At 44.5% G+C, this 25,302-nt stretch carries 25 protein-coding genes, 3 tRNA genes and 1 pseudogene; 6 read left to right on the plus strand and 23 right to left on the minus strand.

Annotation, left to right across the window (positions count from 1 at the left end; genetic code table 11):
- Position 1: 1 nt before the first annotated feature.
- The 8 genes from ACFQ3W_RS10330 to ACFQ3W_RS10365 all read right to left on the minus strand — a co-directional run bounded on the left by ACFQ3W_RS10330 (position 2) and on the right by ACFQ3W_RS10365 (position 8,537).
- Positions 2–679 carry an ABC transporter ATP-binding protein gene (locus ACFQ3W_RS10330; RefSeq protein WP_379319150.1) on the minus strand — a complete coding sequence of 226 codons (678 nt, stop codon included), beginning with the start codon at positions 677–679 and terminating at the stop codon, positions 2–4.
- A complete protein-coding gene (locus ACFQ3W_RS10335) occupies positions 676–1,800 on the minus strand; it encodes an ABC transporter permease (protein ID WP_379319151.1) in 1,125 nt (374 codons plus the stop codon). Before ACFQ3W_RS10335 ends, ACFQ3W_RS10330 begins: the two co-directional genes overlap by 4 nt.
- Before the next feature lie 67 nt (positions 1,801–1,867).
- Positions 1,868–3,244, minus strand: a complete 1,377-nt coding sequence (locus ACFQ3W_RS10340; RefSeq protein ID WP_379319152.1) for a sensor histidine kinase — start codon at positions 3,242–3,244, stop codon at positions 1,868–1,870.
- Positions 3,241–3,921, minus strand: a complete 681-nt coding sequence (locus ACFQ3W_RS10345) for a response regulator transcription factor (protein ID WP_379319153.1) — start codon at positions 3,919–3,921, stop codon at positions 3,241–3,243. The genes ACFQ3W_RS10340 and ACFQ3W_RS10345 overlap by 4 nt, the downstream gene beginning before the upstream one ends.
- 221 nt (positions 3,922–4,142) lie before the next feature.
- Complete coding sequence (locus tag ACFQ3W_RS10350) at positions 4,143–4,292, minus strand: hypothetical protein (RefSeq protein ID WP_379319154.1); 150 nt, start codon at positions 4,290–4,292, stop codon at positions 4,143–4,145.
- Positions 4,293–4,328: 36 nt separating this feature from the next.
- Complete coding sequence (locus ACFQ3W_RS10355) at positions 4,329–4,628, minus strand: hypothetical protein (protein ID WP_379319155.1); 300 nt, start codon at positions 4,626–4,628, stop codon at positions 4,329–4,331.
- A 114-nt stretch (positions 4,629–4,742) separates the two neighbouring features.
- Positions 4,743–6,134 (minus strand): glycoside-pentoside-hexuronide (GPH):cation symporter, encoded by a 1,392-nt coding sequence (locus tag ACFQ3W_RS10360; protein WP_379319156.1) that lies wholly within the window; start codon positions 6,132–6,134, stop codon positions 4,743–4,745.
- Between the two features lie 3 nt (positions 6,135–6,137).
- Complete coding sequence (locus ACFQ3W_RS10365) at positions 6,138–8,537, minus strand: hypothetical protein (RefSeq protein ID WP_379319157.1); 2,400 nt, start codon at positions 8,535–8,537, stop codon at positions 6,138–6,140.
- Between the two features lie 169 nt (positions 8,538–8,706).
- Here ACFQ3W_RS10365 and ACFQ3W_RS10370 point away from each other — a divergent pair, with 169 nt between their 5' ends.
- On the plus strand, positions 8,707–9,582 hold the full coding sequence (locus tag ACFQ3W_RS10370; protein ID WP_379319158.1) for a helix-turn-helix transcriptional regulator: 876 nt from the start codon (positions 8,707–8,709) through the stop codon (positions 9,580–9,582).
- Positions 9,583–9,666: 84 nt separating this feature from the next.
- Here ACFQ3W_RS10370 and ACFQ3W_RS10375 read toward each other — a convergent pair.
- Together ACFQ3W_RS10375 and ACFQ3W_RS10380 are read right to left on the minus strand one after the other, a co-directional pair.
- Positions 9,667–9,751 (minus strand) — tRNA-Leu (locus ACFQ3W_RS10375).
- Between the two features lie 93 nt (positions 9,752–9,844).
- Positions 9,845–9,965 (minus strand): annotated as a pseudogene (locus tag ACFQ3W_RS10380) (family 1 glycosylhydrolase); the annotation flags it as partial.
- Positions 9,966–10,077: 112 nt separating this feature from the next.
- Between ACFQ3W_RS10380 and ACFQ3W_RS10385 the strand changes: the two are divergent.
- Together ACFQ3W_RS10385 and ACFQ3W_RS10390 are read left to right on the plus strand one after the other, a co-directional pair.
- Positions 10,078–10,959, plus strand: a complete 882-nt coding sequence (locus ACFQ3W_RS10385; protein WP_379319159.1) for a helix-turn-helix domain-containing protein — start codon at positions 10,078–10,080, stop codon at positions 10,957–10,959.
- A 108-nt stretch (positions 10,960–11,067) separates the two neighbouring features.
- Positions 11,068–12,348, plus strand: a complete 1,281-nt coding sequence (locus ACFQ3W_RS10390) for a glycoside hydrolase family 27 protein (RefSeq protein WP_379319160.1) — start codon at positions 11,068–11,070, stop codon at positions 12,346–12,348.
- Positions 12,349–12,407: 59 nt separating this feature from the next.
- On the opposite strand, the gene ACFQ3W_RS10395 is transcribed toward ACFQ3W_RS10390, so the two are convergent.
- Positions 12,408–13,322, minus strand: a complete 915-nt coding sequence (locus ACFQ3W_RS10395) for an ArsR/SmtB family transcription factor (RefSeq protein WP_379319330.1) — start codon at positions 13,320–13,322, stop codon at positions 12,408–12,410.
- 167 nt (positions 13,323–13,489) lie between these two features.
- Between ACFQ3W_RS10395 and ACFQ3W_RS10400 the strand changes: the two genes are divergently transcribed.
- On the plus strand, positions 13,490–14,980 hold the full coding sequence (locus tag ACFQ3W_RS10400) for a glycoside hydrolase family 43 protein (protein ID WP_379319161.1): 1,491 nt from the start codon (positions 13,490–13,492) through the stop codon (positions 14,978–14,980).
- An 82-nt stretch (positions 14,981–15,062) separates the two neighbouring features.
- On the opposite strand, the gene ACFQ3W_RS10405 is transcribed toward ACFQ3W_RS10400, so the two are convergent.
- The 8 genes from ACFQ3W_RS10405 to ACFQ3W_RS10440 all read right to left on the minus strand — a co-directional run bounded on the left by ACFQ3W_RS10405 (position 15,063) and on the right by ACFQ3W_RS10440 (position 21,787).
- A complete protein-coding gene (locus tag ACFQ3W_RS10405; RefSeq protein ID WP_379319162.1) occupies positions 15,063–15,971 on the minus strand; it encodes a sensor histidine kinase in 909 nt (302 codons plus the stop codon).
- Positions 15,972–15,994: 23 nt separating this feature from the next.
- Positions 15,995–16,789, minus strand: a complete 795-nt coding sequence (locus ACFQ3W_RS10410; protein WP_379319163.1) for an ABC transporter permease subunit — start codon at positions 16,787–16,789, stop codon at positions 15,995–15,997.
- Between the two features lie 12 nt (positions 16,790–16,801).
- Complete coding sequence (locus ACFQ3W_RS10415; protein ID WP_379319164.1) at positions 16,802–17,515, minus strand: hypothetical protein; 714 nt, start codon at positions 17,513–17,515, stop codon at positions 16,802–16,804.
- 1 nt (position 17,516) lies between these two features.
- Positions 17,517–18,431 carry an ABC transporter ATP-binding protein gene (locus tag ACFQ3W_RS10420; RefSeq protein ID WP_379319165.1) on the minus strand — a complete coding sequence of 305 codons (915 nt, stop codon included), beginning with the start codon at positions 18,429–18,431 and terminating at the stop codon, positions 17,517–17,519.
- A gap of 124 nt (positions 18,432–18,555) precedes the next feature.
- Positions 18,556–19,233 carry a response regulator transcription factor gene (locus tag ACFQ3W_RS10425; RefSeq protein WP_379319166.1) on the minus strand — a complete coding sequence of 226 codons (678 nt, stop codon included), beginning with the start codon at positions 19,231–19,233 and terminating at the stop codon, positions 18,556–18,558.
- A gap of 154 nt (positions 19,234–19,387) precedes the next feature.
- Positions 19,388–19,472: transfer RNA gene (locus tag ACFQ3W_RS10430), tRNA-Leu, on the minus strand.
- A 545-nt stretch (positions 19,473–20,017) separates the two neighbouring features.
- Positions 20,018–20,284 (minus strand): DUF6171 family protein, encoded by a 267-nt coding sequence (locus ACFQ3W_RS10435; protein ID WP_379319167.1) that lies wholly within the window; start codon positions 20,282–20,284, stop codon positions 20,018–20,020.
- A gap of 6 nt (positions 20,285–20,290) precedes the next feature.
- On the minus strand, positions 20,291–21,787 hold the full coding sequence (locus ACFQ3W_RS10440; RefSeq protein ID WP_379319168.1) for an alpha-N-arabinofuranosidase: 1,497 nt from the start codon (positions 21,785–21,787) through the stop codon (positions 20,291–20,293).
- A gap of 185 nt (positions 21,788–21,972) precedes the next feature.
- Between ACFQ3W_RS10440 and ACFQ3W_RS10445 the strand changes: the two genes are divergently transcribed.
- Positions 21,973–22,881 carry an ArsR/SmtB family transcription factor gene (locus ACFQ3W_RS10445; protein ID WP_379319169.1) on the plus strand — a complete coding sequence of 303 codons (909 nt, stop codon included), beginning with the start codon at positions 21,973–21,975 and terminating at the stop codon, positions 22,879–22,881.
- A gap of 143 nt (positions 22,882–23,024) precedes the next feature.
- Here ACFQ3W_RS10445 and ACFQ3W_RS10450 read toward each other — a convergent pair.
- Positions 23,025–23,109, minus strand: a tRNA-Leu gene (locus ACFQ3W_RS10450).
- Between the two features lie 200 nt (positions 23,110–23,309).
- Here ACFQ3W_RS10450 and ACFQ3W_RS10455 point away from each other — a divergent pair.
- Positions 23,310–23,783, plus strand: a complete 474-nt coding sequence (locus ACFQ3W_RS10455; RefSeq protein ID WP_379319170.1) for a hypothetical protein — start codon at positions 23,310–23,312, stop codon at positions 23,781–23,783.
- Positions 23,784–23,937: 154 nt separating this feature from the next.
- Here ACFQ3W_RS10455 and ACFQ3W_RS10460 read toward each other — a convergent pair whose 3' ends face one another.
- The 3 genes from ACFQ3W_RS10460 to ACFQ3W_RS10470 all read right to left on the minus strand — a co-directional run bounded on the left by ACFQ3W_RS10460 (position 23,938) and on the right by ACFQ3W_RS10470 (position 25,298).
- The gene (locus ACFQ3W_RS10460; RefSeq protein WP_379319331.1) at positions 23,938–24,153 is read right to left on the minus strand and encodes a hypothetical protein; all 216 of its coding nucleotides are present in this window, start codon (positions 24,151–24,153) and stop codon (positions 23,938–23,940) included.
- 146 nt (positions 24,154–24,299) lie between these two features.
- Positions 24,300–24,620: a hypothetical protein gene (locus ACFQ3W_RS10465; protein ID WP_379319171.1), complete on the minus strand. Its 321-nt coding sequence runs from the start codon at positions 24,618–24,620 to the stop codon at positions 24,300–24,302.
- A gap of 105 nt (positions 24,621–24,725) precedes the next feature.
- A complete protein-coding gene (locus tag ACFQ3W_RS10470) occupies positions 24,726–25,298 on the minus strand; it encodes a xanthine phosphoribosyltransferase (RefSeq protein ID WP_379319172.1) in 573 nt (190 codons plus the stop codon).
- Positions 25,299–25,302: the final 4 nt, after the last annotated feature.

Below are 25,302 nucleotides of genomic sequence, written 5' to 3' on the forward strand. Positions count from 1 at the left end.
CTTATTTTTGGACCAGCTTTCCACCCTCAAGGAAAAGCACGCGATCACAAAGCGACAGCACGCGGTCATCATGCGTAACAATAACTCCGCTCTTTTGCTGATGTTTTACTTGCTTCGCGATCATACTTACTACATCGAACCCTCGTGATGCATCTAAGCTTGCCGTTGGTTCATCTGCGAAAAGGACAGCTGGGTCATTCATCAGGGCTCTTGCGATAGCGACCCGCTGCCGCTCACCCCCTGAAAGCTTCTGAGGATATGCGGTTAGTCGATGAGACAATCCCATTTTATCGAGCAGCTCTTTTGCCCGTTTGGCTGCCTCTGTCTTATTCATGCCGGCTAGCTTGGCTACCAGCACCAGTTGTTCTTCTACTTTCAAGTAGGGGATTAAATTGGCGCTTTGAAATATGAATCCAATTTTTCGAAGTCTCAGTTCAGAAAGCTCTTGCTTATTTTTGCCGATGATAGACCCCCCATCGAGTAAAACATCCCCGCTCGTTGGTTCAAGAAGCGCACCTGCTATGGACAGAAATGTGCTTTTGCCTGAACCTGACGGGCCCATAACAGCAACCAGTTCGCCTTCTGCCACCTCAAGGTTTAACTTATCTAAAATCTTTCTTTCTATACCGCCATCTTCAAAAGTCCGTGTAATTTCCTGTATTTCAAGTCTGTTTCTCATGCTGCTACCCTCCCAATCGCATCCAAGGCATCAATTTTGGCGACCTTCAAAACTGAAACTAGAGAGCCGGCCAGAGACATTGCTATAAAGGACAAACAAGTAAGCAGCAACGTGAAGAATCCTAATTGAAAGGGCATTGAACTTGGTAATACAGCCTCAAAAAGCTGAACCAACAGGACGCTGATCACCAAACTGCCGACCGATAACACCAAGACCTGCATGGCCACACTTCTAGTTAAATAAGCAGTACGTGTGCCAATAGCCTTCAGAATACCAAATTGACTAGTTTTCTGGATCGTGATGACATAAAAGAATACGGCTAGTACAAATGCAGAGATGACAAACAAAAATACGATCATCATCATTAGCGAGCCTTGCTCTTCCTTGTACCCGGGAATCGCTGAAACAGCCTCAGATTTCGTAATAACTTCTGTATTAGGCAATGCGGCCTGAATATCCTTAACTTTTTCCTTCGAGTCTTTAATAGCGATCGCATTATATACTGTGCTGTTTGCTGGTTCAATTCCTTGACGAATTCGTGCCTGCGCTTGAAGATCAGACCAGTCCTGCTTATTTAAGAATACAACTGGTGTATGACTGAAAGACTCGTTTTTCACAAACCCGTTTACGGTCCATTTTGTTCCTGAAGCTTGATCCTCAATGATTGTGCCGATTTTTACACCATGATCAGCCATTTTGTCATCAACGAGAACATGACCTTTTGTCTGCTCCGAGATGGACGAGCCATTTGTGACTTTTGGTGCCATCCAACCTTTTGATTGAACGGCAAGCAAAGTGACATCAATCTTCTCTTTTTCTCCAGATGGAATGACTGTTGCCATTTTCACCCCAAGCGGCTCTGCGTTCTCTTCTCCTACAATTGCGGCAGCTTTTTGAAGCTGATTTTGATCAACCTGAGACCGAGTGAAACGGTGATTAGAATCTTGTTCCAAAATAAAATGAGTTGCAGCCATATTCTTAATGGATGCCGCGTTATCATACGCAAGTCCTTGCGCAAGACCCGTTACAAATAAAACAAGAAATGCTACAAGCACCATAATTGTAGCGATTAATAAATACCGCCCCTTAGCAAACCTCATTTCTCGAATAGCTAAAAACATTATGTTTCCCTCCTTTAGTTATGACCAAAGTATAGGAAATGAAAATGAACGGCAAATGAACAACATGTTACATACGAGGTAGTGCCACCGTAAAAAGTGTTCCGTCATTCGAACTAACCACTTCGATGTGACCTCCATGGACTTGGACTATTTTCTTAACAATAGCCAGTCCAAGTCCTGTTCGACCGGAAGAATGTTTTCGGGCAGTGTCTACTCGGTAAAACCGATCAAATATAAATGGTAGATGTTCGGGAGCAATTCCGTTTCCTGTATCCCGAATATAAATCATATGATGAGAGTTCGTTTCCTCTGCACGGATCTCAATGGTTCTCCCAATAGGAATATGATTCACCGCATTGCTAAGCAGGTTCATCCACACTTGCATGAGCAATACCTCATCCCCGTGAATCTTAATCGATTCGGGCACAGAGATTTTAAGCAATAGCTCCTTTTCTTCTAATTGCCATTGTAGTACTCGAACCGCTTGGCGAATTTGACTCTGAAGTGAGAAAGTTACTTTGTTTAAAGCCTCTTGTCCTTGCTCCAGGGTTGAGAGCAAAAGAAGTTGTTTGCCAAGCAATGAGAGATGGCGGCTTTCTTCTTCGATAATGGAGGAGTAGTGCTCACGATCTTCTTGGGAGAGGTCACGTTCGGCCAGCACCTTTGCGAACCCTTGAATTGAAGTAAGTGGAGATTGAATCTCATGCGATACATTCGACACAAATTGTTGACGTGATTGGTCGACTCTCTCTAATTCACGACTCATAATCATGAAGTGTCCGGCCAATTGCCCGATTTCATCACGTCTACTGGTCGGTAATCTAAGATTAAAGTTGCCTTGGGCAATCTGTTTTGTCGCATCAGACAGGCGTGTAATCGGCTTAACTAAATATCTGGTGCTAACTAAAAATAGTATGATACTCATTACAACAGTAAGCAGACCTATTAATGCAAAGAACGTACGCAATTCACCAAACTGTAAAATCACATCAGGGCGCATAAATAAGGCATATTTTTGATTACCAATCTGGACGGGTACTCCGACGGTATTACGTAACCGATTATCGAAAAAGCCGGTGATAAACAGTGTGTTTGGAAACTGAGCGACACCGTGATACACTTTCCCCCCAAGCACCGAATCTCTGGATTTTTGGTCCAAATCCTGCACGCGGAATTCGCGTCCATAGAATCGATCATTTCCTTGACCATCCGTCAAATAAATTTCATAACCAAGCGCCGCTGCATTTTGCAGATATTGATCCATGCTGGAAGGTACCTTCTCAACATATTGTTTCATTTGCTCCGCAATGACTACCAGCTTCTTATCATTGTAGGGCTTCAATTTCACATGATAGTAGGTATTCGATAATAAAAATCCCAGCAAGCTGCTAATCAAGATAGCTGCTACCGTAATGAAAAAGACTCGGAAGTACAATGATTTCACAGCGCGTTCACCTCAATCTTGTAACCGATGCCTCGAACCGTCTGAATGGTGAAATCATCCGTATAATCAGCAAAACGTTGGCGAAGCCGCTTAATATGGACATCGACAGTACGGTCATCACCCTCGTAATCTGCTCCCCAGACGAGTTGAATCAGTTCATCGCGGGAGAACAGCCGACCTGGGTACTGTGCAAGTTGTGAGAGCAATTCAAATTCTTTCATCGGCAAAAAAAGAACGGATTGACCATCGGAAACCTCTATATTTTTCCGGTCAATAACAATACGATTCATCCGAATGGTATCGCTGGAAGTTCGAGTGTAGCGACGAAACAGCGCTTTGACCCTGAAAACCAGCTCTTCCGGATCAAATGGCTTCGTTACATAATCATCCGTCCCGCGCATATAGCCTTTCTCCTTGTCTGAAAGTTGATCAAGGGCAGTGAGCAAAATAATCGGTATATCGTAATTCGTCCTAATATAATCGCACAGATCGAAACCGTCCATTCCAGGCATCATAATATCTATAATCGCCAGATCTATAGATTCTCGTTCCATCAATTTGACCGCTTCCAGGCCATCCTGCGCTTCATGCACCTGATAGCCTTCCTTTGTCATAGCATATCGAACGAGCTGTCTTATATTTGCATTATCGTCAGCGAGAAGCAGATGCTTTATCATTATGGAATCACTACACTCCGTTTCCTATTAATTCAATGCTATATTATAGCATACCCATTCCTGTATCCGTGTATCGCATCATGCATGAACAGCAGTGGGATTTTAAGCCGTGACTTCAGCAAATATTCACTTTGAATCAGGCTCGTGATCCTGGCGGCTCGACACGCCGATAATACTTCCCATCGAATACACCTCAACCGTTTCTATGGAATCCACAATGCTCATCCCATTGTAACAATACCTTTTTCATCATCTACAAGTAAGATTTTATGATTCAAATCAAAATCTCCGACATTCTCAAAGCCGACCGTTGCTGCAATTTCTGTAACGGTATTTGCTGTGGTTCGCAGCAGTTCTCTGGCTTTATTCAATCGGACCAGCCGAGCTTACGGCAGGCGCGCTGCGGGTCACTGTGCCGCCGCACGGGGTACGCCTCTATCGGTATCAGTGAATATGCCCCAGTTGTGCAACTTCTCCCGCCTGTCCGGCATCTGCTTTTTCCCCGCAAGACAATCGCTCATGTAAGATACGGCTTTTTGTATCGGCTCGTCATCTATAGTATATCCAAGAATTTGCAACCTCCGCAAAGCTTGTTCCGTCGTTATGGGGGACTTGTTCGGCGCACTAAGTGTATGAAAATATCCCCACGAGCCCTCACGGTTTTGCTTTGCAATAATTTCTTTTGCCCATATGGAATCTTTATACATATCTTCGTCTCCGGTCAATGGTTTGGAACCTGCAAATTTCTCAAAACCCAAAACTTGTCATAAAAAATAGCTTCAAGCAACATAATAAATTGCTTGAAGCTATTTTTGCAAAAATTAATCGTTCGTTTCCAATCTTGCCTCTAATTCCTGTCTAATCTTGCTTTCATTTTTCTCATATTTTACATATTTCAACATAATAATAGCTCCTATCGCAAAGAAAATTGCCGGTAGCCAAGTAAAGCAAAACTTAATTGCTGCCAATGATTCAGGCGTCTGTGTCGCATTTGCCACGTAACCTGCAGAATCTAAGATGATTGAAGGAATAAAGCTGCCTAATCCCGCACCCAACTTAATACAGAATGAGATTCCAACTGCTGTCAAAAATCCGCTGGCTCTAATACCACTCTTCCACTCGCCATAGTCGACTGTATCCGAAAGCATTGCAAAAGGCAAAGTAACTGCTATACCCGTACCTAGTGAAGCTATTGTCCAGCCAATAATAATCATCGTGATGTTACTTCCAGCAATCCCAATAATGATTTGACCCAAGGCTGCCAATGACAATCCAATAATTTGCGTATGGGACTTAATAAAGCGTTTAACTAGATAAGGGAGCAATGTTATAGAAACCATTTGGACAACCACAAGACCATTTAAGATAGAGGCTAAATTTTTATGTCCCAAATTATACTCACTATAATAAATTACTGTCGACGCTCTGGCCGTGTTTCCTAACCAATATAAAATGAATACTAAAACTAATGTAATCCATGGCCAATTCCCTTTAATAGCACGAAAACTTTCACGAATAGAAATTGATTTAGCTTTCTGTGTAATACCAATTTCTTTTGTTCCGCTGAAAGCGAAAAGAAGGAGCAGGATAGCTGCAACTGCAAAAATTCCTACAGTAATACTAAATCCCAGTTTATCGTTTCCATTTCCAAAGAAGTCAACCAAGGGAAGTGTAAACGAAGCAGTAATTAAATACCCTATCATTCCCCCATTGCTTCTCCAAGAATTTAAACGGACTCTTTCATCAGAATCGTATGTCAGATTTGGAAGTGCGGACGACATTGAAGCACTAATCCCCGTGTAGATAATACCCGCTAAAACATAGGTTACTAATGCATAAATCGTTTTTGCATTTATAGATATGTCTGGAGCAAGAAAGGCCAGAAAAACGGCAGCGCCAAAAGGAATAGAAAGCCATAACCAGTATGGGCGGCTTTGTCCCCATTTTGTACGCGTATGATCAATTACAATCCCCCAAATTGGGGCATCAAGAGCATCGAAAATTCGCGCTATAAGCAAAATCATACCCGTTGCTGCTACAGAAATTCCGAATACATCCGTATAAAAATACATGATATAACTTGTTAGGGTACAGTAGAGCAAATTACCTGCTGTATCGGTACTAGCGAAAGCTAATATTCGCTTTAATGATAATTTCGATGGCTTTGAATCGCCGTCACTAATGGTTTCAAATCCTTTTACTGTATTTTCCATTTTTCACTTTACCTCCCGCTCTTTTTTTAAACTGATAAAGCGTCCTTCTGTATAAAGAATTTCTCTCTCTATTTCTCCATGTTGAGAAATAAAATGTGAATCGGCATCGTAAAAATGGTATTCTGTCGGATAAGGAGCGTAGCTATGAATGATCAATCCTCGATCTGTGTGTTCAATACAGCCATTAATTACTTTTATTTGATTGTTTTCTTCATATAAGAAGGTTTTTTTGCCAAATCCATCAAGGTATGCTGCAAGTTCCTCTCCCATATCCCAGTCAGAAGTTTCTTCTTCTTTGCTGAACAACTTCGAAAAGATTCCACCGTCTCTATAAAATGTTGATTGTCCAAACCGATTTCTTGATAAATCAGGACGATTCATGTTCGGCCCCGCAACACTATATGTCGATGCTGCTTCTCCGGTATTCAACCTCTGGTCAGTAGCTTTTGCGTCCGTATCATAACAATATAAAATTCCTACAGTAGCTCTATAAGCTGCCTTTAAATAGCGAGTATCATGTAATTCCTCGTAGACTTTAAGAGTGGCTGCAGAAGTTAACCCTCCCCACAATGAGTGAATCATATAAGAGAGCGATTCCCACCAGCGATCCGGATTTTGTGCTCTAAAATCATTTGAAAAACCTATATTGGCAAGCAATAATTCTCCGTACTTCTTGGCAGCTTCGATATGACCGGAACTCGCTAATGCGCTTGCTGCTGGACCAAACCCAGCGTTGTCATAAAAATGTTCTGTTACCGCTGCTTTATAAGCGTCACTGTCTTTTGCAACATTCGCAGCTATGTCAGACCATAATGCATTTATTTCATTATATTTATCAGTTAATCCCCGCTCTTTTATTTCATCTAGCAAGCCATTGATATATAAAGAGAAAGTCCCCAACATTTTTGCTTCTTCTTTTCCTCTAACCGTGTGATGCAAATCAGGATTTACACGTAATCTAAATACTTCAGCTGCCCACTCTAAATACGTATCAGGGCTGTTATACTTTAATATATTTTGGTCAAACCGCGATAACAGATAAAAAACATGACCTATATATTCGAAATCCATGCATCGATAGAAATCACCATAGAGGAAGGAAGGCTCTAAAAAATCTCCATTAACAAACCATTTAGGCCGAATATAATTAACACAACTTTCCTCTACCTTCTGCACCTCAGAAATATCAGGGCTATCACCCAATAAATTCTTTTTCAAGACAAAACTTAGTTTTCCCAACGATTCTCCTTGATTGGAGATTGGGGAATAAGAATACGGTACGTTTCCCTCCGGGCCGCTATAGAGTACATTGCTGATATATTGTGCCCTATTGGCGAAAATGCTTTGTATAGGTTTCATCACATTAATAATAACGTTATCCATTTTTCCGTTATCCAGTTCTATGGATACTTTATGCTCACCAGGTTCTTCGAAAATTAAAGTGGCCTGATAATTATTTGTATTTTTTTTCACATATGACATAATACTTAGCTTCTTACAAGCTTCATTTGAATCTCTATACTCAACGTAAGCATCTCTCAAAGAAATATTGGAAGGAAGACTAAAAGAGAAATCATATGGCTGATTTGTTATGGCAAGCGGTTCAAAATTATATACCGGATGTCCATATTTCTTACCTACCTGATAGAAATTCTCTTGATCATCATATTCCTCAAGTACAAATTGCCAAATCTTGTTTTCATTCGCTTTCACTAAAAATCCATCTTTTGAATAGATCCAATCGGAGTTAGCAAATCCTTCAGGATATCCGCCTGCAAAAACCAATTGATGAAATAAAATACCATCCAATGAAGGGGAAACGTTTTCAAAGAATAGATTTTCATATTCACAATAAGTTCCTACTGATTTAGTTTCCCCGCTTAGCTGGTAGATCCCCAGGTGTGGCGCATTATTGCTTCTTCTCATACAGGCCAATTTTGTGAAGCTTTTTGAAATGGACGGAAAAACAGCAGTTGAATGATTTGTTTGAATATTTAAATCGTTAATGCGATACATGACATAGGCAAATGATGACCAAACTCTAAAATCAGAAATGTGGACCTCACTATTTGTAAAATTCATTAATTGAATCGTCCAAAATAAGGAATCCGCGGATTGGCTTAAATCATAATTAAAAAGGATCTCCACCTCATCACAAACATATGTTACCGTTGCCAATTGTTCAGATAGAATTAATTTCCCATCCATTTTATTGCTGTTATACTTTTTTCCGTTTATAGAAATACTAAAGTTACCGAACAATTTATCCTTATCATCATAATTCACTTTTTCTAAATAACTCTCATCGACAACCCAATTCATTTTATGTGGATCATTCTTCAGGATTAATTTTGATACATTTCCATTTGGACAGAACTCTATCATAAATTTTCGATTCTCCACCTAGTAACCTCCTTTTGTTTTATATAAGCAACTAGAACACTGATATCTATTGAAATGATTACTGTAATCGCTTACTATAGTATAATGAAAACGCCAATAATTAAATAAACAATTACAATGTCTTTTTATACATTTTCACTTTGGCTAATTAAAGGAGGGGGACATTTAAATGGACGATGATTTGATAATATCTATTGCCGTTCCACCTTTTCCCATATTTATCGAAGGAAACTTAACTGAGTTCGGCATAGGCACTTTGCATCCTGACAGAAAGAACCTGGAATATTTTGATATTATCATCGTTAAAGAAGGGGCTTTGTACTTAGGCGAAGAAGGTACAGATTATACGGTTAGAAAAAATGAAATGTTCGTCTTATTACCCAATAAGCATCATTATCCGTTAAAACCAACAGATGAAATAACAAAATTTTATTGGATTCACTTTTTCACCACTGGTAATTACGTACAAAGTAATCAAGCAAAACAACTGGAATCAAATATTCCTATTCCGTCGCTTCACTTTCATAATAAATTTCATACCATTCATCTTTCTAAAAAATGTGAACTTATTGATGCAGATGACATTTATCAAAAAATACAAGATTTGCTGGTTGGTACAACTAGAAAAGATACAAATATAACATTTTGGGATATTCAGCAACGTTTTTTTTCGTTATTAAATCTCTTAGATGGACAAAATCATGCAAAAGATATAAGCGTCCTTATTGCAGAAAAAGTTGAACAATTTATCCGTGGAAATTTTAATCAAGATATTACTAATGACACGTTAGTTGCCAAATTTAATTTGCATGAGAATACACTTGCCAAATACTTAAAACAATATTACGGATATACACCCATGGAATACTTGAAAGAATACAGGTTAGAACAGGCTAAAAATCTCTTACTTAAAACAGATTATCCTATACAAAAAATCGCTGAACTTTGCGGTTATAATTGGGTTCCTTATTTTTCTAGATTATTCAAACAAAAATATGATATATCGCCGCTTAAATATCGAAAGAATCATATAGGTAAACATTAGAAGGGTTATACGATTCCAAATATACAAAAAGCTCCTGAATTTCCACAAAGGAAAATTCAGGAGCTTGTTCATTGATTAAGTGGATGCGGTCGAGAGGACTCGAACCTCCACGGGGGGTTAGCCCACACGGACCTGAACCGTGCGCGTCTGCCAATTCCGCCACGACCGCATATTTTCGTTGGTGCAGTATTTCGCAGCAACGAAATATATATTACCATGCGTTTTTAGGAGAGTCAACTCACAATATTTTCCTAATGCAAAATTACAACTCTTCCCCATTTGTAGCAATAACATTTTTGTACCAGAAGAACGATTTTTTGCGCTCCCACTCCAAAGTACCGCTGCCATCATCATGTCCACTAAATGAAGCCATAGCGTTTGGAGAACTCGCCGGCTTTTTGTCCATGAAGTTCGTAGCAAGAATACGGGTTAAGTCGTATGATTAGTTATATACCACCCTCACCATAAGGCATCTTCACTATAAGGAGGACATTTATGGACATCCCTAGAGGTACCTACGGCTTTCGGTTCGCCGAAGATAAGGAGCTCCAGCTGTGCGTATTGTTTGCGGCCGGCTATGATTCTATCACTGATCCATCTTATTGTTGGGACGGACTGGAGCGGACCGATGGACCTCTCCTGCTGTTCCAGTACACCATCTCCGGTGAAGGCGTATATGAGTCGGGAAACCGGACTCACCGTGTCACCGCCGGACAGGCTTTTCTCGCTGAAATCCCAGGACCCCACCGCTATTATTACCACCCGGAATCAAAGGAGCCTTGGGAATTCCTGTTCCTGCTGTTTCGGCCTAATCTTATTCTGCCTCATTGGCGCAAATTCCTCCATGAAGCCGGGGAGGTTCCTCATCTGCCCGCAGACTCTGCACCAGTCCGGCTGGCGCGAATGATTGTGGTCGATGCGGGTGCGGGCAGAATATCCGATCCCCTGATCGCGTCGTCTTGCGTCTATCAATTCGTGACAGAACTGGCCAGAATGCAGGTCACAACTCTACGGGACAGGGAGAACTGGCCGGAGAACGTAAGGCGAGCAGCCGAATTTATAGAGCTCAACTATTCACGTATGATCAGTATCGATCAGCTTTCCGAACATGTCTCCCTGTCCAAATACCACTTGATCCGCCGGTTTTCGGCCAGCACGGGCCTGACTCCCGGCGCTTACTTAACCCGCGTCCGCACCGAGAAGGCCATGGAGCTGCTTCGGGGGACCGCTCTTAGCATTGAGACCATTGCCGAGCGTATTGGCTACTCCAGCGGAAGTTATTTTATCAAAGCGTTCCGCCACTTGACTGGGCTCACGCCGGGAGAATTCCGCAGCGGTGGCGAAAGCCTTACTTACCGCAAGTTGTTTTTTGATTAACCGCAATATTGTACTATTGGGCTTTCAAGATTACTATAGATATTGCTAATCTCCTTTATTATGATGAACTTAGCAAGAGCAATAATTAATCAGTAAAGGAGCTTTACAATGGATCATAAGCTTACAGCGCCTACACCGCCGCTCGGTTGGAACAGTTGGGACTGCTACGGCGCGGCCGTAACGGAAGACGAGATTCGGGGCAATGCGGAATACATGGCGAAGCATCTCAAAGCATTCGACTGGAGCTACATTACCGTCGATATTCAGTGGTACGAGCCCCATGCAAATTCCTCTCAATATCGGCCGTTTGTTCCGCTTGTGATGGATGAATATTCTCGGCTTATACCTGCTGAAAACCGGTTCCCCTCCGCAGCGAGCGGCCGGGGTTTCAAGCCGTTAGCCGATTATGTACACAGCCTGGGACTACAATTCGGGATTCATATCATGCGCGGCATTCCGAGACAGGCTGTCCACGCCGCCACTCCGATTCTGGGTACAGCCGTGACAGCACGCGATATTGCGCATACGAACTCTATCTGTCCATGGAATACGGATATGTACGGAGTGGATGCCTCGAAGGAAGGGGCGCAGGCCTATTACGATTCTCTCTTTGAACTGTATGCACAGTGGGGCGTCGACCTGGTGAAGGTGGACGACATCGCGGCTTCCAGGCTGTACGATACACATCAGCCGGAAATCGCCCTGATCTCCAAAGCGATCGAGCGTTGCGGCCGGCCCATGGTGCTAAGCCTATCCCCCGGACCCGCTCCGGTGGAATACTCAGCATTTTTCGCCGAGCATGCCAACATGTGGCGAGTCACGGACGACTTCTGGGACCAGTGGCCGCTGTTGTTGGATATGTTCGACCGTTGCCGGTCATGGCAAGGCGTACCGCAGGCAGGTTGCTGGCCGGACTGTGACATGCTGCCGCTTGGCCACATTGGCATTCGCTCTGTGGATGGCGGAGGGGCGGACCGTTGGACCCGGTTCACGCGTGACGAGCAGTTGACAATGATGTCGCTCTGGAGCATCTTCCGCTCGCCGCTCATCTTCGGCGGGGAGCTGCGGGACTGCGACGACTGGACGCTGTCGCTGCTGACTAACCGCGAGGTGCTGCATATGCACCGGGATAGCTTCGGAGCGAAGGAAGCGCTACGCAAGGGCGACCTTATCGTCTGGACGGCCGAAGACGCCGCAGGCTCCGGCTACGCCGCCATCTTCAATATTGGCGAGAGCCCGCTGCCGCTGGACCTGGCCACTTCACAGATCGGCCTAACAAGCACCGCCGCTGGAACCGAGCTTTGGAGCGGAGCGCCAGCCGAGCTTAAAGAAGGCACACTGCACGCCACGGTGCCGCCGCACGGGGTACGCCTCTATCGTTTCTTTTAAGAATACTGCCATTAAAAGAGATCTGCCCGTTAATGAGGCAGATCTCTTTACTTTAGCTTTTAGTTATCATTAAGGTACACGCGGACTACAATGTCTTGATTGTGATTGCCGAATCCGGAACCATAGAGTGTCAATCCCCCTACGTTAACTGCCTGCTCATCAACCGCGAAATGAAGCGTCCAGAACGGTTCCTGTAGCTTGAGATCCGCGAGGGTCACCTCCGACATCGGCTCACCATCTATAAATGTACCCGATGCATCAATGCGAATCGTCTTCAATAACCCGTACTGATTCACATTTCGATGCCACCATTTGGGTGTATATTTCCCTCGTGCAGCTCTTCCGAAATCGGCCGGACTTGTCCATGTGCCAAGGGAAACACCGTTGAATGTGAACTCAATATCCGAAGGCCAATAATCCCTTAGGCCGGGAGCTTCCGAAGCAATCTCCATGGAAATTTCGACGGCTTCCGCGGTTTGATCGGCAAGCAAATAGTTAGGCATTTTGTATTCTACATACCCCCACCCAAACCACAGAATGGCGGCGTGAACCCGCTCGGGATCGAGAAAGTAGCGCGGGTCGTCCCAAACTCCGATTTCTTTCTCGTGCGTGCCGAGTCCACAAGTAGGATGAACTTCAAAAGCGGTGTAATGACCGACTGAAATGCTCTGTTCTCTGAACTTCGCAGTGTGACCGGCAGACGGCAGCTGAATCTCGACGGTTTTTTGTTTGAGGAAACACATTTTGTGCGTCCCCCCGCCTAGCCGTACTCGGTGACTTCCAATGAGCCCTGCTTGTTCGAGTTTTCGAATGTGCATGGTGACGATAGAAGGGCTAAGTTCCAACTGATCCGCAATATCCTTCACATTCATCTCGTTATCGGCAATGAGACTCATAATTTTCCATCTAACTTCGCTAGCCAACGCTTCGTATAACGGCATAAATTGCGGTTCCCCGTTCGCTCTGATGATCATCATAATCTCCTGACTGCACCTATTGAAATCACATATATATTAATTTAAAAGATTTAACATGGACAATCAAGCCTAATCCGTTGCGCCGCTTTTAATAATGGTGTTTAATTTCCTTAGCTGATCGCATTAGATTTATATAATTGTGAATTTATGAAAGAGGTGGATGTATGAAATTCAATAACCCGGTCATTAAAGGATTTTATCCAGACCCCAGTGTTTGCAAAGTAGAAGATATCTATTATCTTATCTGCAGTTCCTTTCAGTACTTTCCCGGCGTTCCGATTTTTGAGAGCAAAGACCTGATTAACTGGAAGCAAATCGGTCATTGTCTGACCCGAGAGAGTCAGATTCAGCTCGGCAAGGTGGGGAGTTCCGGCGGTGTATTCGCTCCCACGATACGGCACAACAACGGGAGATTCTACATGACCACGACCAACGATACCACTCATCAGAATTTTTATGTATGGACTGACGATATTTATGGAGAATGGTCTGAACCGATCTATGTGGATCAAGGAGGGATTGATCCCGATTTGTATTTTGAAGACGAAAAAGTCTTCTTTATGAGCAACGGGAAGGACGATTACGGGAATGGCGGTATCGTTCAGTCTGAAATTGACATTGAAACGGGCGACAAGCTGTCAACAAGCCGTTCGATTTGGCAAGGAACAGGCGGACGGTATTTGGAAAGCCCTCATATGTATAAAATAAATGGTCGGTATTACCTCATGGCGGCCGAAGGCGGAACTGAATATGGCCATATGGTCACTTATGCAAGAGGAGAATCTATCTCCGGTCCGTTCGAAGCTTATCCAAACAACCCGGTATTGACCAATCGTAATCTGGGCGGTTATGAGCTGCAGGGGGTTGGCCATGGCGATTTGATTCAAGATAACGAAGGAAATTGGTGGATGCTCCATCTGGGCTTCCGTCAAATCGGCCAATGGCTTACCTACCATCACCTAGGCCGCGAAGTTTTCCTGACACCGGTTACTTTCGGCGAGGATGGCTGGTTTATGGCAGGATATAAAGGTACCACTCTTACGAGTTTTGAGACCGAGCGGATCTCGAGTCATGTCATCCAACAGGAGAAAAAGACCTTTACTTTCGAGAACACGGATTGGAATCTAGACTGGTGCTATCTCCGTCATCCTGTTACAGAGAATTATCGCTTGGAATCGGGCAAGGCCGAGCTTAAAGGGACCCAAGTGACTTTGGATATGCCGGAATCCCCGACATTTATAGGCATTCGCCAAAGGGACTTCAACGCGGAAATCTCTTGCGATGTACAGCTTATAAGCGGAGAAGCCGGCATCACGCTCTATTTGGATGAAAATCATCATTATGATTTAGCAGTACGCAAAGAGGAGAACGGGTATAAAGTGATCGAGCGCCTGAACATCGGGGATATTAAATCCGTTGAGCATGAAGTAGACCTAGGAAGTGAAAACCATGCTACTCTCATCATACGGGCAACTAATGAGCGCTATAGCTTCCTCCTTCACACAAACGGGAAGGACATTCTCTTAGGTACGGCACAAACCAGATACCTTTCCTCTGAGGTTGCGGGAGGATTTACAGGCGTACTTATCGGTTTATATGCCTATGGGGAAGGCTCTGAGGCTGAATTTTCAAGATTTAGGTGCAAGTATCTTTAAAATTCGCCCTAATAGGTTACCTAGAAAAATGTAAAGCCCAATAAACGTTAACCTTAAGTGTAATAAGCTAATGTAACACAGATTAGTGCAAGTCTAAAAGGAATCCTACTTTAATATTAAGAATGTGATCTTCTAAAGAAACATCGGCTACTTTACCGTTCATTTTTTTCAATAATGTTTTCACAATATAAAGTCCCAATCCAGAACTACCGCTGGTTCTGGATTTATCCGCTGTATAAAAGCGCTCAAATAGGCGCTTAATATCTTCCTGTTTTAGATTGGGCGCAGGATTGCTTATGGACAAAAACGCATATGAACCGGACGCTTCCATCCTGATTCTTACGTTTCCCCTTGCGTAACGGGATGAATTGTTCAGTAAATTTTGGATGATACGTGTGCAAGCAATACGATCGCCGGTTATCCAGACAGGATGATCGGGGAGATTGATGTCAAGGATGATTCCAAGTTTCTGAAACAGTTCATATTGATCTGCAAGTATGTCGCTGAGAAGCAGATTCAAATCTAATTTTTCCTTACTAAGCGGCGTTTCTTTTACATCCAGTACGGACAGTTCATACAGACTGTTTATCATGAATTTTAACGAATGTGCTTTATCATTGACAGTATTCAGATATTCCTCACGCTTTTCAGGCGGACATTCGGGATTCCGTGACAATTGCAGATACCCTAAAATTGAAGTCAAGGGTGTTCGCAAGTCATGGCTAAGATTTGCAATGGAATCTTTTAGTTGAAGATCATTACTGCGTACATCAATACGCAGTTTTTTCTGCAAATCCAAATTGCGGTTAATAGCGGTGGCAAGTTCATTGAGATCATTGTCGATTAACGCAACCGTAACCTTTTTTTCTGTTTTTTCGCTTGTGCGTTCATCTAATTGAGAAGTTATATCATGAAGCTGCCGTTTAAGGCGGAAAAGGCGGACGCCTAATATGGATGCTACAATACATACACCAAATAGTATCCAAATCATTTTTTTGCCGCCTTCTTTCCGTGCTATTTTAGTTCACATCTGCGGAATACACAATAAGCAATGCCTAAAAATAAAACTGTCCAGCCGATGGCTACCCCGGCAGACCACAACCCCTGTAATGGAGTAAGTGTCGAATACAAGACATATCGCATTAAAAAGGCGGGATGCAGTAATAGTGAAAGCGATGGGGCATTGGTATAAAGCGTCCCATGCACATGTGGTGCGACTTGCTCTAAAGCAGGCATTGTCCAGCAGGCAACCAGTAGGAACAACGCGGAAATGGTTATCGTTTTGGCCGTGTCCCTGAAAAGTACCACAATAAAAGTGCAGACTGAAAAGAGCGAAAAATTCAGTAATAGTAAAAGTATAATAACTCGGAATAAATAAGGGAGCATTTCACCTGCGGAAGGCGCCGGAATACTCCCCACCCAACGTAGACAACCAGAGAAAATTGCCAGGAAAACGGCAATATTGGGAACAGCAAAACCGATTATGCATTGGCTGGCAAATATAGATATTCGGCTGTGGCCCGCTGCAATCTCCTGATCAATTGTACGCTCAGAATACATCTGACCCAGCATCATTGCCGTAAACGCACCGCTGATAATCAGCAGAGGGAAAATAATATCTGCGGTCAAGGCCGAAAAAAAGCCCTGAATGTTATAAGAAATACCGACAACCATGGGGGGATCTGTTAAATATTTCAGCCCGGTAAAGTTCGTAACAAGGAGAGCGAAAGCACAACATACTGCAAGTGTGATCCAAAATATCGGATTATGTCTTATTTCATACCATCTATGTTTTAGCAAATTACTCATTATTTACACCTCTCAGCGAAGCTCCGCGCGCTTGAAAATCAGCGCAGAAGCAATAAACAGGAATGTGGACCAGATTAATCCTACAATTATACCTTTGGCCGGAGACATTGTGCCGTTCACCATAAGAATCAATGTCCCAGCCGGGAGAATATGTGCAAGCGCAGTGGCATATGGGCCATTTAGCAGCAGAATCGTGATAAAGTTCAGGATAATCGGGATTCCAATGGTGCGACCGACATCACGGAAGCAGACTGCTGCCAACAGGGATAAAGCTCCGATTGAAAATCCTAGTATAAGCAGTGCCACAATCAACCCTGCAAAATGTAAAATCACACCTGCAGAAAGCGCAATCCCCCACCCATTTCTCACGGTACAGATCATGACAAGCAATAAGGGAAAAATAAACAGTATGATATCAATCGCGATTAAGAAAGAACCGGCTTTTGCCAAAAGAACAGAGACACGGCTTTTCCCTGCCATCAGCGCATGATACAGCGTACGTTCCGCAAAATCATCGCCGATAAAGAGCCCCCCGTAAATGCAGGATATCAGAATAGTAAGTATTTCCTTTTTCATGATTTCAGATAGTGCGTTATGTCCGGACATGCTGAAAATTGTGCTGCCTGAAACTACAATCATATTAAATGCTACGATGACAACAAGGGTTATCCAGAAAATTTTGTCGTGAAACAGTTTGTACCTTTCTGCGTGCAATAAATTGCCCATATTACCGGCCTCCGATTTTATGCAGGAAGTAGTCTTCCAGACTATCCCCGGCAAGACTGAGGCCAGTCACGAGCAAACCTGCCTGTGAAAGAACTCGTGCTACATCTTCCATGTTGTCCAGGTGATCATAAAGGCGTACCGTATTGTCCGGCATGACTTGAAAGTTTGTCGTATGGAGAGTGTTTTCCAGCGCGGCAGCTGTACTGGCGGCATCGTTTGTCTTAATGGCAATATGCCGCTTGCACTTCTCATCCAGCTCATTTTGAGTCAATTCTTCCAGCACGCGACCTTTGTGCAGCAGAATATAGCGGGTGGCCGTCTGATATAGTTCGCTGAGAATATGACTGGACACTAGAAGCGTAATTCCTCTTTCTTGATTGAGCCGTTTCATAAGTTCCCGGATTTCTACGATACCTGACGGGTCAAGGCCATTGATAGGTTCATCAAGGATCAAGAACTCCGGGTCGTTCAGCAAAGCCATTGCAATTCCTAACCGCTGGCGCATACCCAGCGAAAAATGTCTCACGGTCTTTTTACCTGTATCTGATAAGCCCACCAATTTCAATGTTTTACGGATACATTCTTTATCCGGGATACCTCGTTGAATGCGCTGGGCCTCTAAATTCTGTTCAGCTGTCATGTTTTTGTAAAGCGCAGGTGTTTCCACCATACACCCGATGCGGGCGCGCTGCCTTTGAAGTTCTTTTTCACCGGATTTTCCAAACAGTGACATGCTTCCCTCTGACGGAAACGATAAACCTGTAATAAGGCGGATCGTAGTGGTTTTCCCCGCACCATTTTCACCAATAAAACCATACACTTCACCACGTCGCAATGAAAAATTGATATGATCAAGTGCCAGCGTTCCCCGATATTTCTTGGTTAAATTTCTTGCTTCAAATACGGATTCTTCCATTCCGTTCATCTCCTTTGCCATCTATTATGAATGGCAATTCTCAAGAGTTTCTAAAGATATTTCATAAGAGTTTCTAAAGAAATCGCCTGTTCCCGTGTAAAACGAGAACAGGCGACAAATGCCCTTATGAGCTGGCGGCAAGCTTATATCCGATGCCCCAAACCGTCTCGATAAATTCCACATCCGGACAAACGGATTTTAGCTTTCGTCTTAGGTTACTGATATGTGTATTAACTGCATTATCATCGTAACTGTATTCTTCATTCCAGACGCTTGTAAAGAGATTAGCTTTTGTAAATAGCTTTTGAGGATTCTCCATAAACAATTTAAGAATCTTCATTTCAGTTCCTGTCAATGCAACAGGCTGTCCTGACACTTCGCAGCAATTGGTTTCCGTATCGAACTCCAATGGCCCGGCAACAAGCAAAGAAGAAGTATAGCCCCGACTTCGCCGCAAGTGACTTTCTACTCTTGCTACCACTTCTTCATTGTCAAAGGGCTTGGTAATATAGTCATCCGCGCCTGTGCGAAGCATATCAACCTTCACAGCCGTTTCATCCTTGGCTGATATTATAATAACCGGGGCATTTGAAAATCGCCGATAGTTTTTGAGCAATTCTTCACCTGTAATTCCGGGAAGCATCAAGTCCAGCAACACCATATCAAATGTGTTGGTTTTCAGTGCTTCACAGGCAGATTTCCCTGAGTATTCGGATACACAGTTGTATTTATTTTCACTTAAGATATTGCATAATAGGTTGTTTATTTCTTTGTCGTCTTCAACCACAAGAATGTTAACCATACAGTGCCTCCCAAAAATGATTATATCCCGACAATGTTCATCTATCTTCTCAAAACTATTATAAAGGATGTAGCCTAACAAAATTCTGAATATGCAAAAAAGCTCTTGAATCATCCCTAGGAATAATTCAAGAGCTTGTTCTTTGTTAAAGGAATGCGGTCGAGAGGACTCGAACCTCCACGGGGGGTTAGCCCACACGGACCTGAACCGTGCGCGTCTGCCAATTCCGCCACGACCGCACATTTTCGTTGGTGCAGTGTTTCGCAGCAACGAAAAACATAAAGTATCATGTGCCTTTAGGAGAGTCAACTCACAATATTTTCCTTATGAGAATTTTATAGTTCACTTCCGTTTCGTAGCGACGACATTTTTGTACCAGAAGAACGATTTTGGGCGTTGCCACTCCAAAGTGCTGCTCCGTCATCGTGATTGTCCACTAATAATTCTCGAACAAAAATACATTTAATTTGTAGGTCCTAACGGTAACGTTAATTGCTAACGTAAGATTAAGAGGAGGTCAACCCATTTCGGTCGACACCCATTTTTCACTCGCCATATTACTCTTTTGCTGATCGTCTGCAAGGTCTGAAAGTACGGAGCGTGTCCCCCACTTTATATTCATTCCGTGCTGTACTATAAGCTTTTTTTCCCACATACACAGCTAGCATGATTCTTTCCCCAGTAATTTTATACTTTCTGATATATTGAGAAAAAAGGCGGTGCAAGGGAGTTTCCTTGCACCGCCTTCCTATGAAGGTGTCTATGAAGTCTTTTCAACCGGGTGTTAAACCTTCTCCCACAGACCGCCGCCCGGCAATGGGCAAGAACGCTCCTTCAGCCAGGCGACGACGGGGATAATGCAGCCGCAGACCGCGCAGGTCACTCCGTCTGCCAGCTTCGGGCAGGCACGGCAGATGCGCAACCTGTCCTGATACTGTCCTTCGCTTACCCGGCGCTCGGGAGCGAACGCCGACGTTTTTAAGAGCCGCTGCATTTGGGCCTCAGTCACCTTGTAGTCGTCCCGGCAAGCCTTGCAAGAGGTGTCCGCCATGGCCGATTACGCCTCAGTTTTCAGTTCCAGCGCGGTGACCGACATAGCCGGAAGCGTAACCGATAGCTTGCCATTCTCCAGTCCAAAGGCATTAAACGGCTGCGGTACAACAGCATCCGGCTGCTCGAACGTATTGTGGGCGTCGATTTTCTCCCCGGCCAACGTTGAGCCTTCAATTTTTAACCCGTCGAAAGCCAGGCCGCGCAGGTCGATGACCACTTTGGCTTCGGCTTGATGCTGCAGATTGCAGAAACTGATGTGAATCAACCCCTCGGCATCGCGGGATGCCGTGGCCGATACCGCCGGAATTTCGCTATCGTCCAGCTTGTAGCTGCCCGCATCTAACGACAGTTCCAGCAATTCGGCGTCCTGATGAACTTTATACATGTCGAAAACATGATACGTCGGGGTCAAAACCATCTTCTTCCCTTCCGTCAAAATGACGGCTTGAAGAACATTGACGGTTTGAGCAATATTGGCCATACGGACGCGATGGTTGTGCTTATGGAAAATATTCAGCGTCAGTCCGGCGACAAGCGCATCGCGGATCGTATTTTGCTGATACAGGAAGCCGGGATTGGTGCCCGGTTCCACGTTGTACCAGGTTCCCCACTCATCCACGATAAGGCCAACTCGACGCTCTGGATCGTATTTATCCATAATCGTGCTGTGGCGCGTAATCAGCTCATCCATCTTCAGCGCTTTTTTCAGCGTAACGAACCAAGCCTTCTCGTCGAATCCGGTTGCTGCTCCTTTGTCCTCCCAGCTATCGTTGGGCAGCGTATAATAATGCAACGTAATCGAATCCATATACCGTCCGGCTTCACGCACCAGCACATCCGTCCAATTGTAATCATCTGAATTGGGTCCGCAGGCAATCCGGTGGATCTTATTCCCGTCATAGTCCCGAACATAGGTTTGATAACGGCGATACAAGTCTGCGTAGTACTCCGGACGCATGTTGCCGCCGCAGCCCCAATTTTCGTTGCCAACACCGAAGTAGGTAACCTTCCATGGCTCCTTACGGCCGTTTTGGACACGCAGCTCAGCCATCGGAGAAACGCCGCCAAACGTCAGGTACTCCACCCATTCAGATATCTCCTGAACCGTGCCGCTGCCGACATTGCCGTTGATGTAAGGCTCGCACCCAAGCTGCGCGCACAACTGCATAAATTCGTGGGTACCGAAATGGTTGTTCTCCACTACGCCGCCCCAATGCGTGTTGATCATTCGCTTTCTTCCTTCTTTCGGGCCGATGCCGTCTTTCCAATGGTACTCGTCCGCGAAACATCCTCCCGGCCAACGCAAAACCGGTATTTTAATTTTCTTAAGCGCTTTCACAACATCATTGCGAATTCCGTTTGTATTGGGAATCGGCGAATCCTCGCCCACCCAAATTCCTTCATAGATGCATCTGCCCAAATGCTCGGAAAAATGGCCGTAAATATGGCGGCTGATCGTACCCTTGCCGGTATCGGCATTTAATACACCCTTGAATGTCATAAATAGCTTTCACTCCTTAATTAATGTTTATATTAATTAATTCATATTTATATAAATATTATATTCTTCATTGTTTATTTATGTCAATTTACTTACGACAGATCAAACACCAATCCTGTTATCTTGTCAAAAATCAGATATGTGTTTAATATATTTATTAACCAAATACAATAAGGTGGATACTCATGAAACTTGACCTTACAGAAAAATCGCTTCCCGTTTACGAAGCACTCGCAAGTCCCGTCCGTTTGCACGTGCTGCGCCTATTGTCGATACGTCCGATGAATATCAAAGAATTGGCCGAGGCGGTTGGATTATCAAGCGCGATCATGACGATGCATGTTCGTAAGCTATCAGAGTCCGGTCTGGTAGATACCCGTATGACGCCGGGCAAAAGCGGTCTGCAAAAAGTTTGTTCTCTTGCCGTATCTGGTGCGGAAATCCAATTTCCCGCGGAACCCGCATCCAAGCGCAAAAGTCACCGAGTGGAAATTCCGGTCGGGCATTACTCCGATTTTTACATCGAACCGACCTGCGGTTTGGCTACAGCGGACAACATCATCGGCAGCTTCGACGATCCCCGCTATTTCTGGGAACCCGAACGAATCAATGCTGCTATCCTCTGGTTCGGCAAGGGCTTTATCGAATACAAGGCACCCAATTATTTGTTGTCAAGCCAGAACCCGCAAGAGCTTGTGCTGACAATGGAGATTGCGTCGGAGGCCCCGGGAATAAATAATAATTACCCTTCCGACATCACATTCACGTTTAACGGAAAGATGCTAGGAACGTGGACCAGTCCCGGCGACTACGGCGACAGGCCCGGTAAATATACACCGGATTGGTGGCCCCGCCAAACCAACCAATACGGCTTGCTGAAACGACTGCGCATTACGCAGGACGGTACGTATATGGACGGACTGAAACTATCGGATGTAACTTTAAGCGAAGTTAACATCCGTCTTAAACAATGTACATTTCGGTTATCTGTTGAAAATGAAGCCGTTCATCCTGGTGGATTGACCCTGTTCGGAAAAGGATTTGGCAACTACAGCGATCATTTGATCCTCGAACTGTTTTATACAGAAGATTAACGGATAGTACGCTGATCATGATACGGCCAAAGAGCTGATGAGGTAAATTGCGGAGAAAGCGTTACGGTTACGGGTATAACATAAACAAAAAGCTCTTGAATTTCCAACAAAGGAAACTCAAGAGCTTATTCATCGTTTGGTAATGCGGTCGAGAGGACTCGAACCTCCACGGGGGGTTAGCCCACACGGACCTGAACCGTGCGCGTCTGCCAATTCCGCCACGACCGCTTGTTGTCTGACTGTCAGAAGTTTTTCTGCAGCGACAAGATTTATAATATCACGCAGCAGAACTTGAGTCAACATATTTTTCATACGTTTGTTTGAGTTCCTCCCCCCTAAAAACGGATTTCCTTCTTTTTCTTGATTTAAATCACCCGTATAGAGTAGAATAAGAACATAAGTTCGTATTAATTGGGAGGCGTTTTTCGATGGCTGTACCCGGCCTCAAGGAAGATGAGCTTGCGCTGATCAAAAGCGCTTTGCTGCTCGGATTTTTGCAGAAAATATTTCAGCGGGATGCCCGCATTCTGGAACAAAGCGGAGTGCTTAAGAGCCCGGATGTATATGTGGATTTCATTCGCGGCGGAGAACGGCGCGTCAATCTGGTGCTCGCGGAAATTCATGACGTATTCCGTGAAAGGAAAATTGAAATATACCGAGTTACCCAGGACGAGTCCGGTATCGAAGCGGAATACCGCTGTCGCGGATTTCATGGAAAGATGCGCATTCTTTGGGCCGGCATGCGCCGGGAAATCTCGTCTCGAATGCGCGCCTATTTAGGGAGTGACGGTAGTCCAAGTCCCATCAAAACGAAGCAATCTGCTTCCTTATCGTCGCACAAAACAAACAGCCCTGTCGCCAAGTCCGCACACATCACAGCAAAGGGAGACTCTAAAGTTTAGTTGCTTTAACCTTTAGGGCCCCCCTTCATGTAGCACATATACAGTTAGTTATTGGATCGGGGAACCAGATAATGCTCCCTGTACCCGGGTTACCCCAATAGAATGATCTTGCAGATCAACCTATACGATGTCCCATCTAGCGGAAATTATGCTTCTAGTCCTCCAGAGAAATGCGAGGCTCCCGGGAGGGGCGATATATATAGTTACGGTCCAGTTTTACGACATTGCGGTTGGGCTTCCGAATCAGCACATGGTTCTCATCCCAAGCCACCACGACGCCTCTGACGTCATTTTCTTCGAGCGCGTCCCGGACGACGCGCACCTTTTCGCCGGACAGACGGTATTCATTCAATTGATCATCCGATATCATCGAAACCTTCACCTTCCACTTCATGATTTTCTGACGTTGAGCACTCTTATTCAAAAAAAGACCCCGCTGGCACTGGACCAGCCGGAGTCTTGATATCCCATGAAGCTCTTTCTTGGCGATCGGCAGAGCTCTTGCGGCCTACGAACTTAACGTGAGGCATGCTCCTTCTCGAACCAGAAATCCAATACTTTTGCCGACATAACCCTTTGTTCTACATACCCTACCTGCTGAGGGGTGAACTGATCCTTCCAAGGCACATTCAGTTCTTGACACAGTTCAGCTATCGTTAACAGTTGCGACCATGCTACATACCGTTTGTACCAGAAAAACTGGGGATGTTCGAGCATATAGGGATAAAGGTCATCAAACTCTGTATGTTTACAATCCAGGGCACGTTCAAAAGTAACCTTAGCATCTGACAATTTCGAAATAAAAAACTCAGTGTCTACGGCAAATTCTTTCCCCATTCGTAAGCCTCCTCTCCCTAGTAATCCTCATTATAGCGAAAAAAAGAAGGCCTGCAAAGGATTCATGAAAAAATGGATGGATTTTTCTAAATACTCCAGTCCACCCTAGTCAGCAAATGTAATACGTCCGCCGTCCAGTGAAGCAATCTTCACTAGCGATTCCAGGCGGATCCCTTGATCACGAATCGCTTTTGCTCCGGGTTGAAAGCATTTCTCCACTACAATTCCTGCACCGACGAGTTCAGCTCCGGCGCGGCTTATGATCTTAATCAATCCTCTTGCCGCGTCTCCGTTCGCAATAATATCGTCGATGAACAGAACCCGGTCATGCTCCTGGATGAATTCGCGGGATACCAGAATATCGGTCACGATGCCTTTCGTAAAGGATGGGACCCGTTCGCAAAGCATGTCCGGCTCAGCCAGCAGCGTCTTCTTCCGCCGGGCAAACACCAGTGGGACCCCAAGCTCATAGGCGGTAGCAAAAGCGACAGCAATGCCTGACGACTCCACCGTTACAACACGTGTCACCCCTGCATCCCGGAATCGCTCAGCGAATTCTTTACCCATCTGCATCGTTAATTGCGGATCAACCTGATGGTTGAGCAGACCGTCCAGCTTAAGCACCTGATCAGAAACGATAACCCCCTGCTCCACGATCCTTTGCTTCAATAGCTCCATATTC

Source organism: Paenibacillus puldeungensis (assembly GCF_042678945.1).
Classification (GTDB): Bacteria; Bacillota; Bacilli; order Paenibacillales; family Paenibacillaceae; genus Fontibacillus; species Fontibacillus puldeungensis.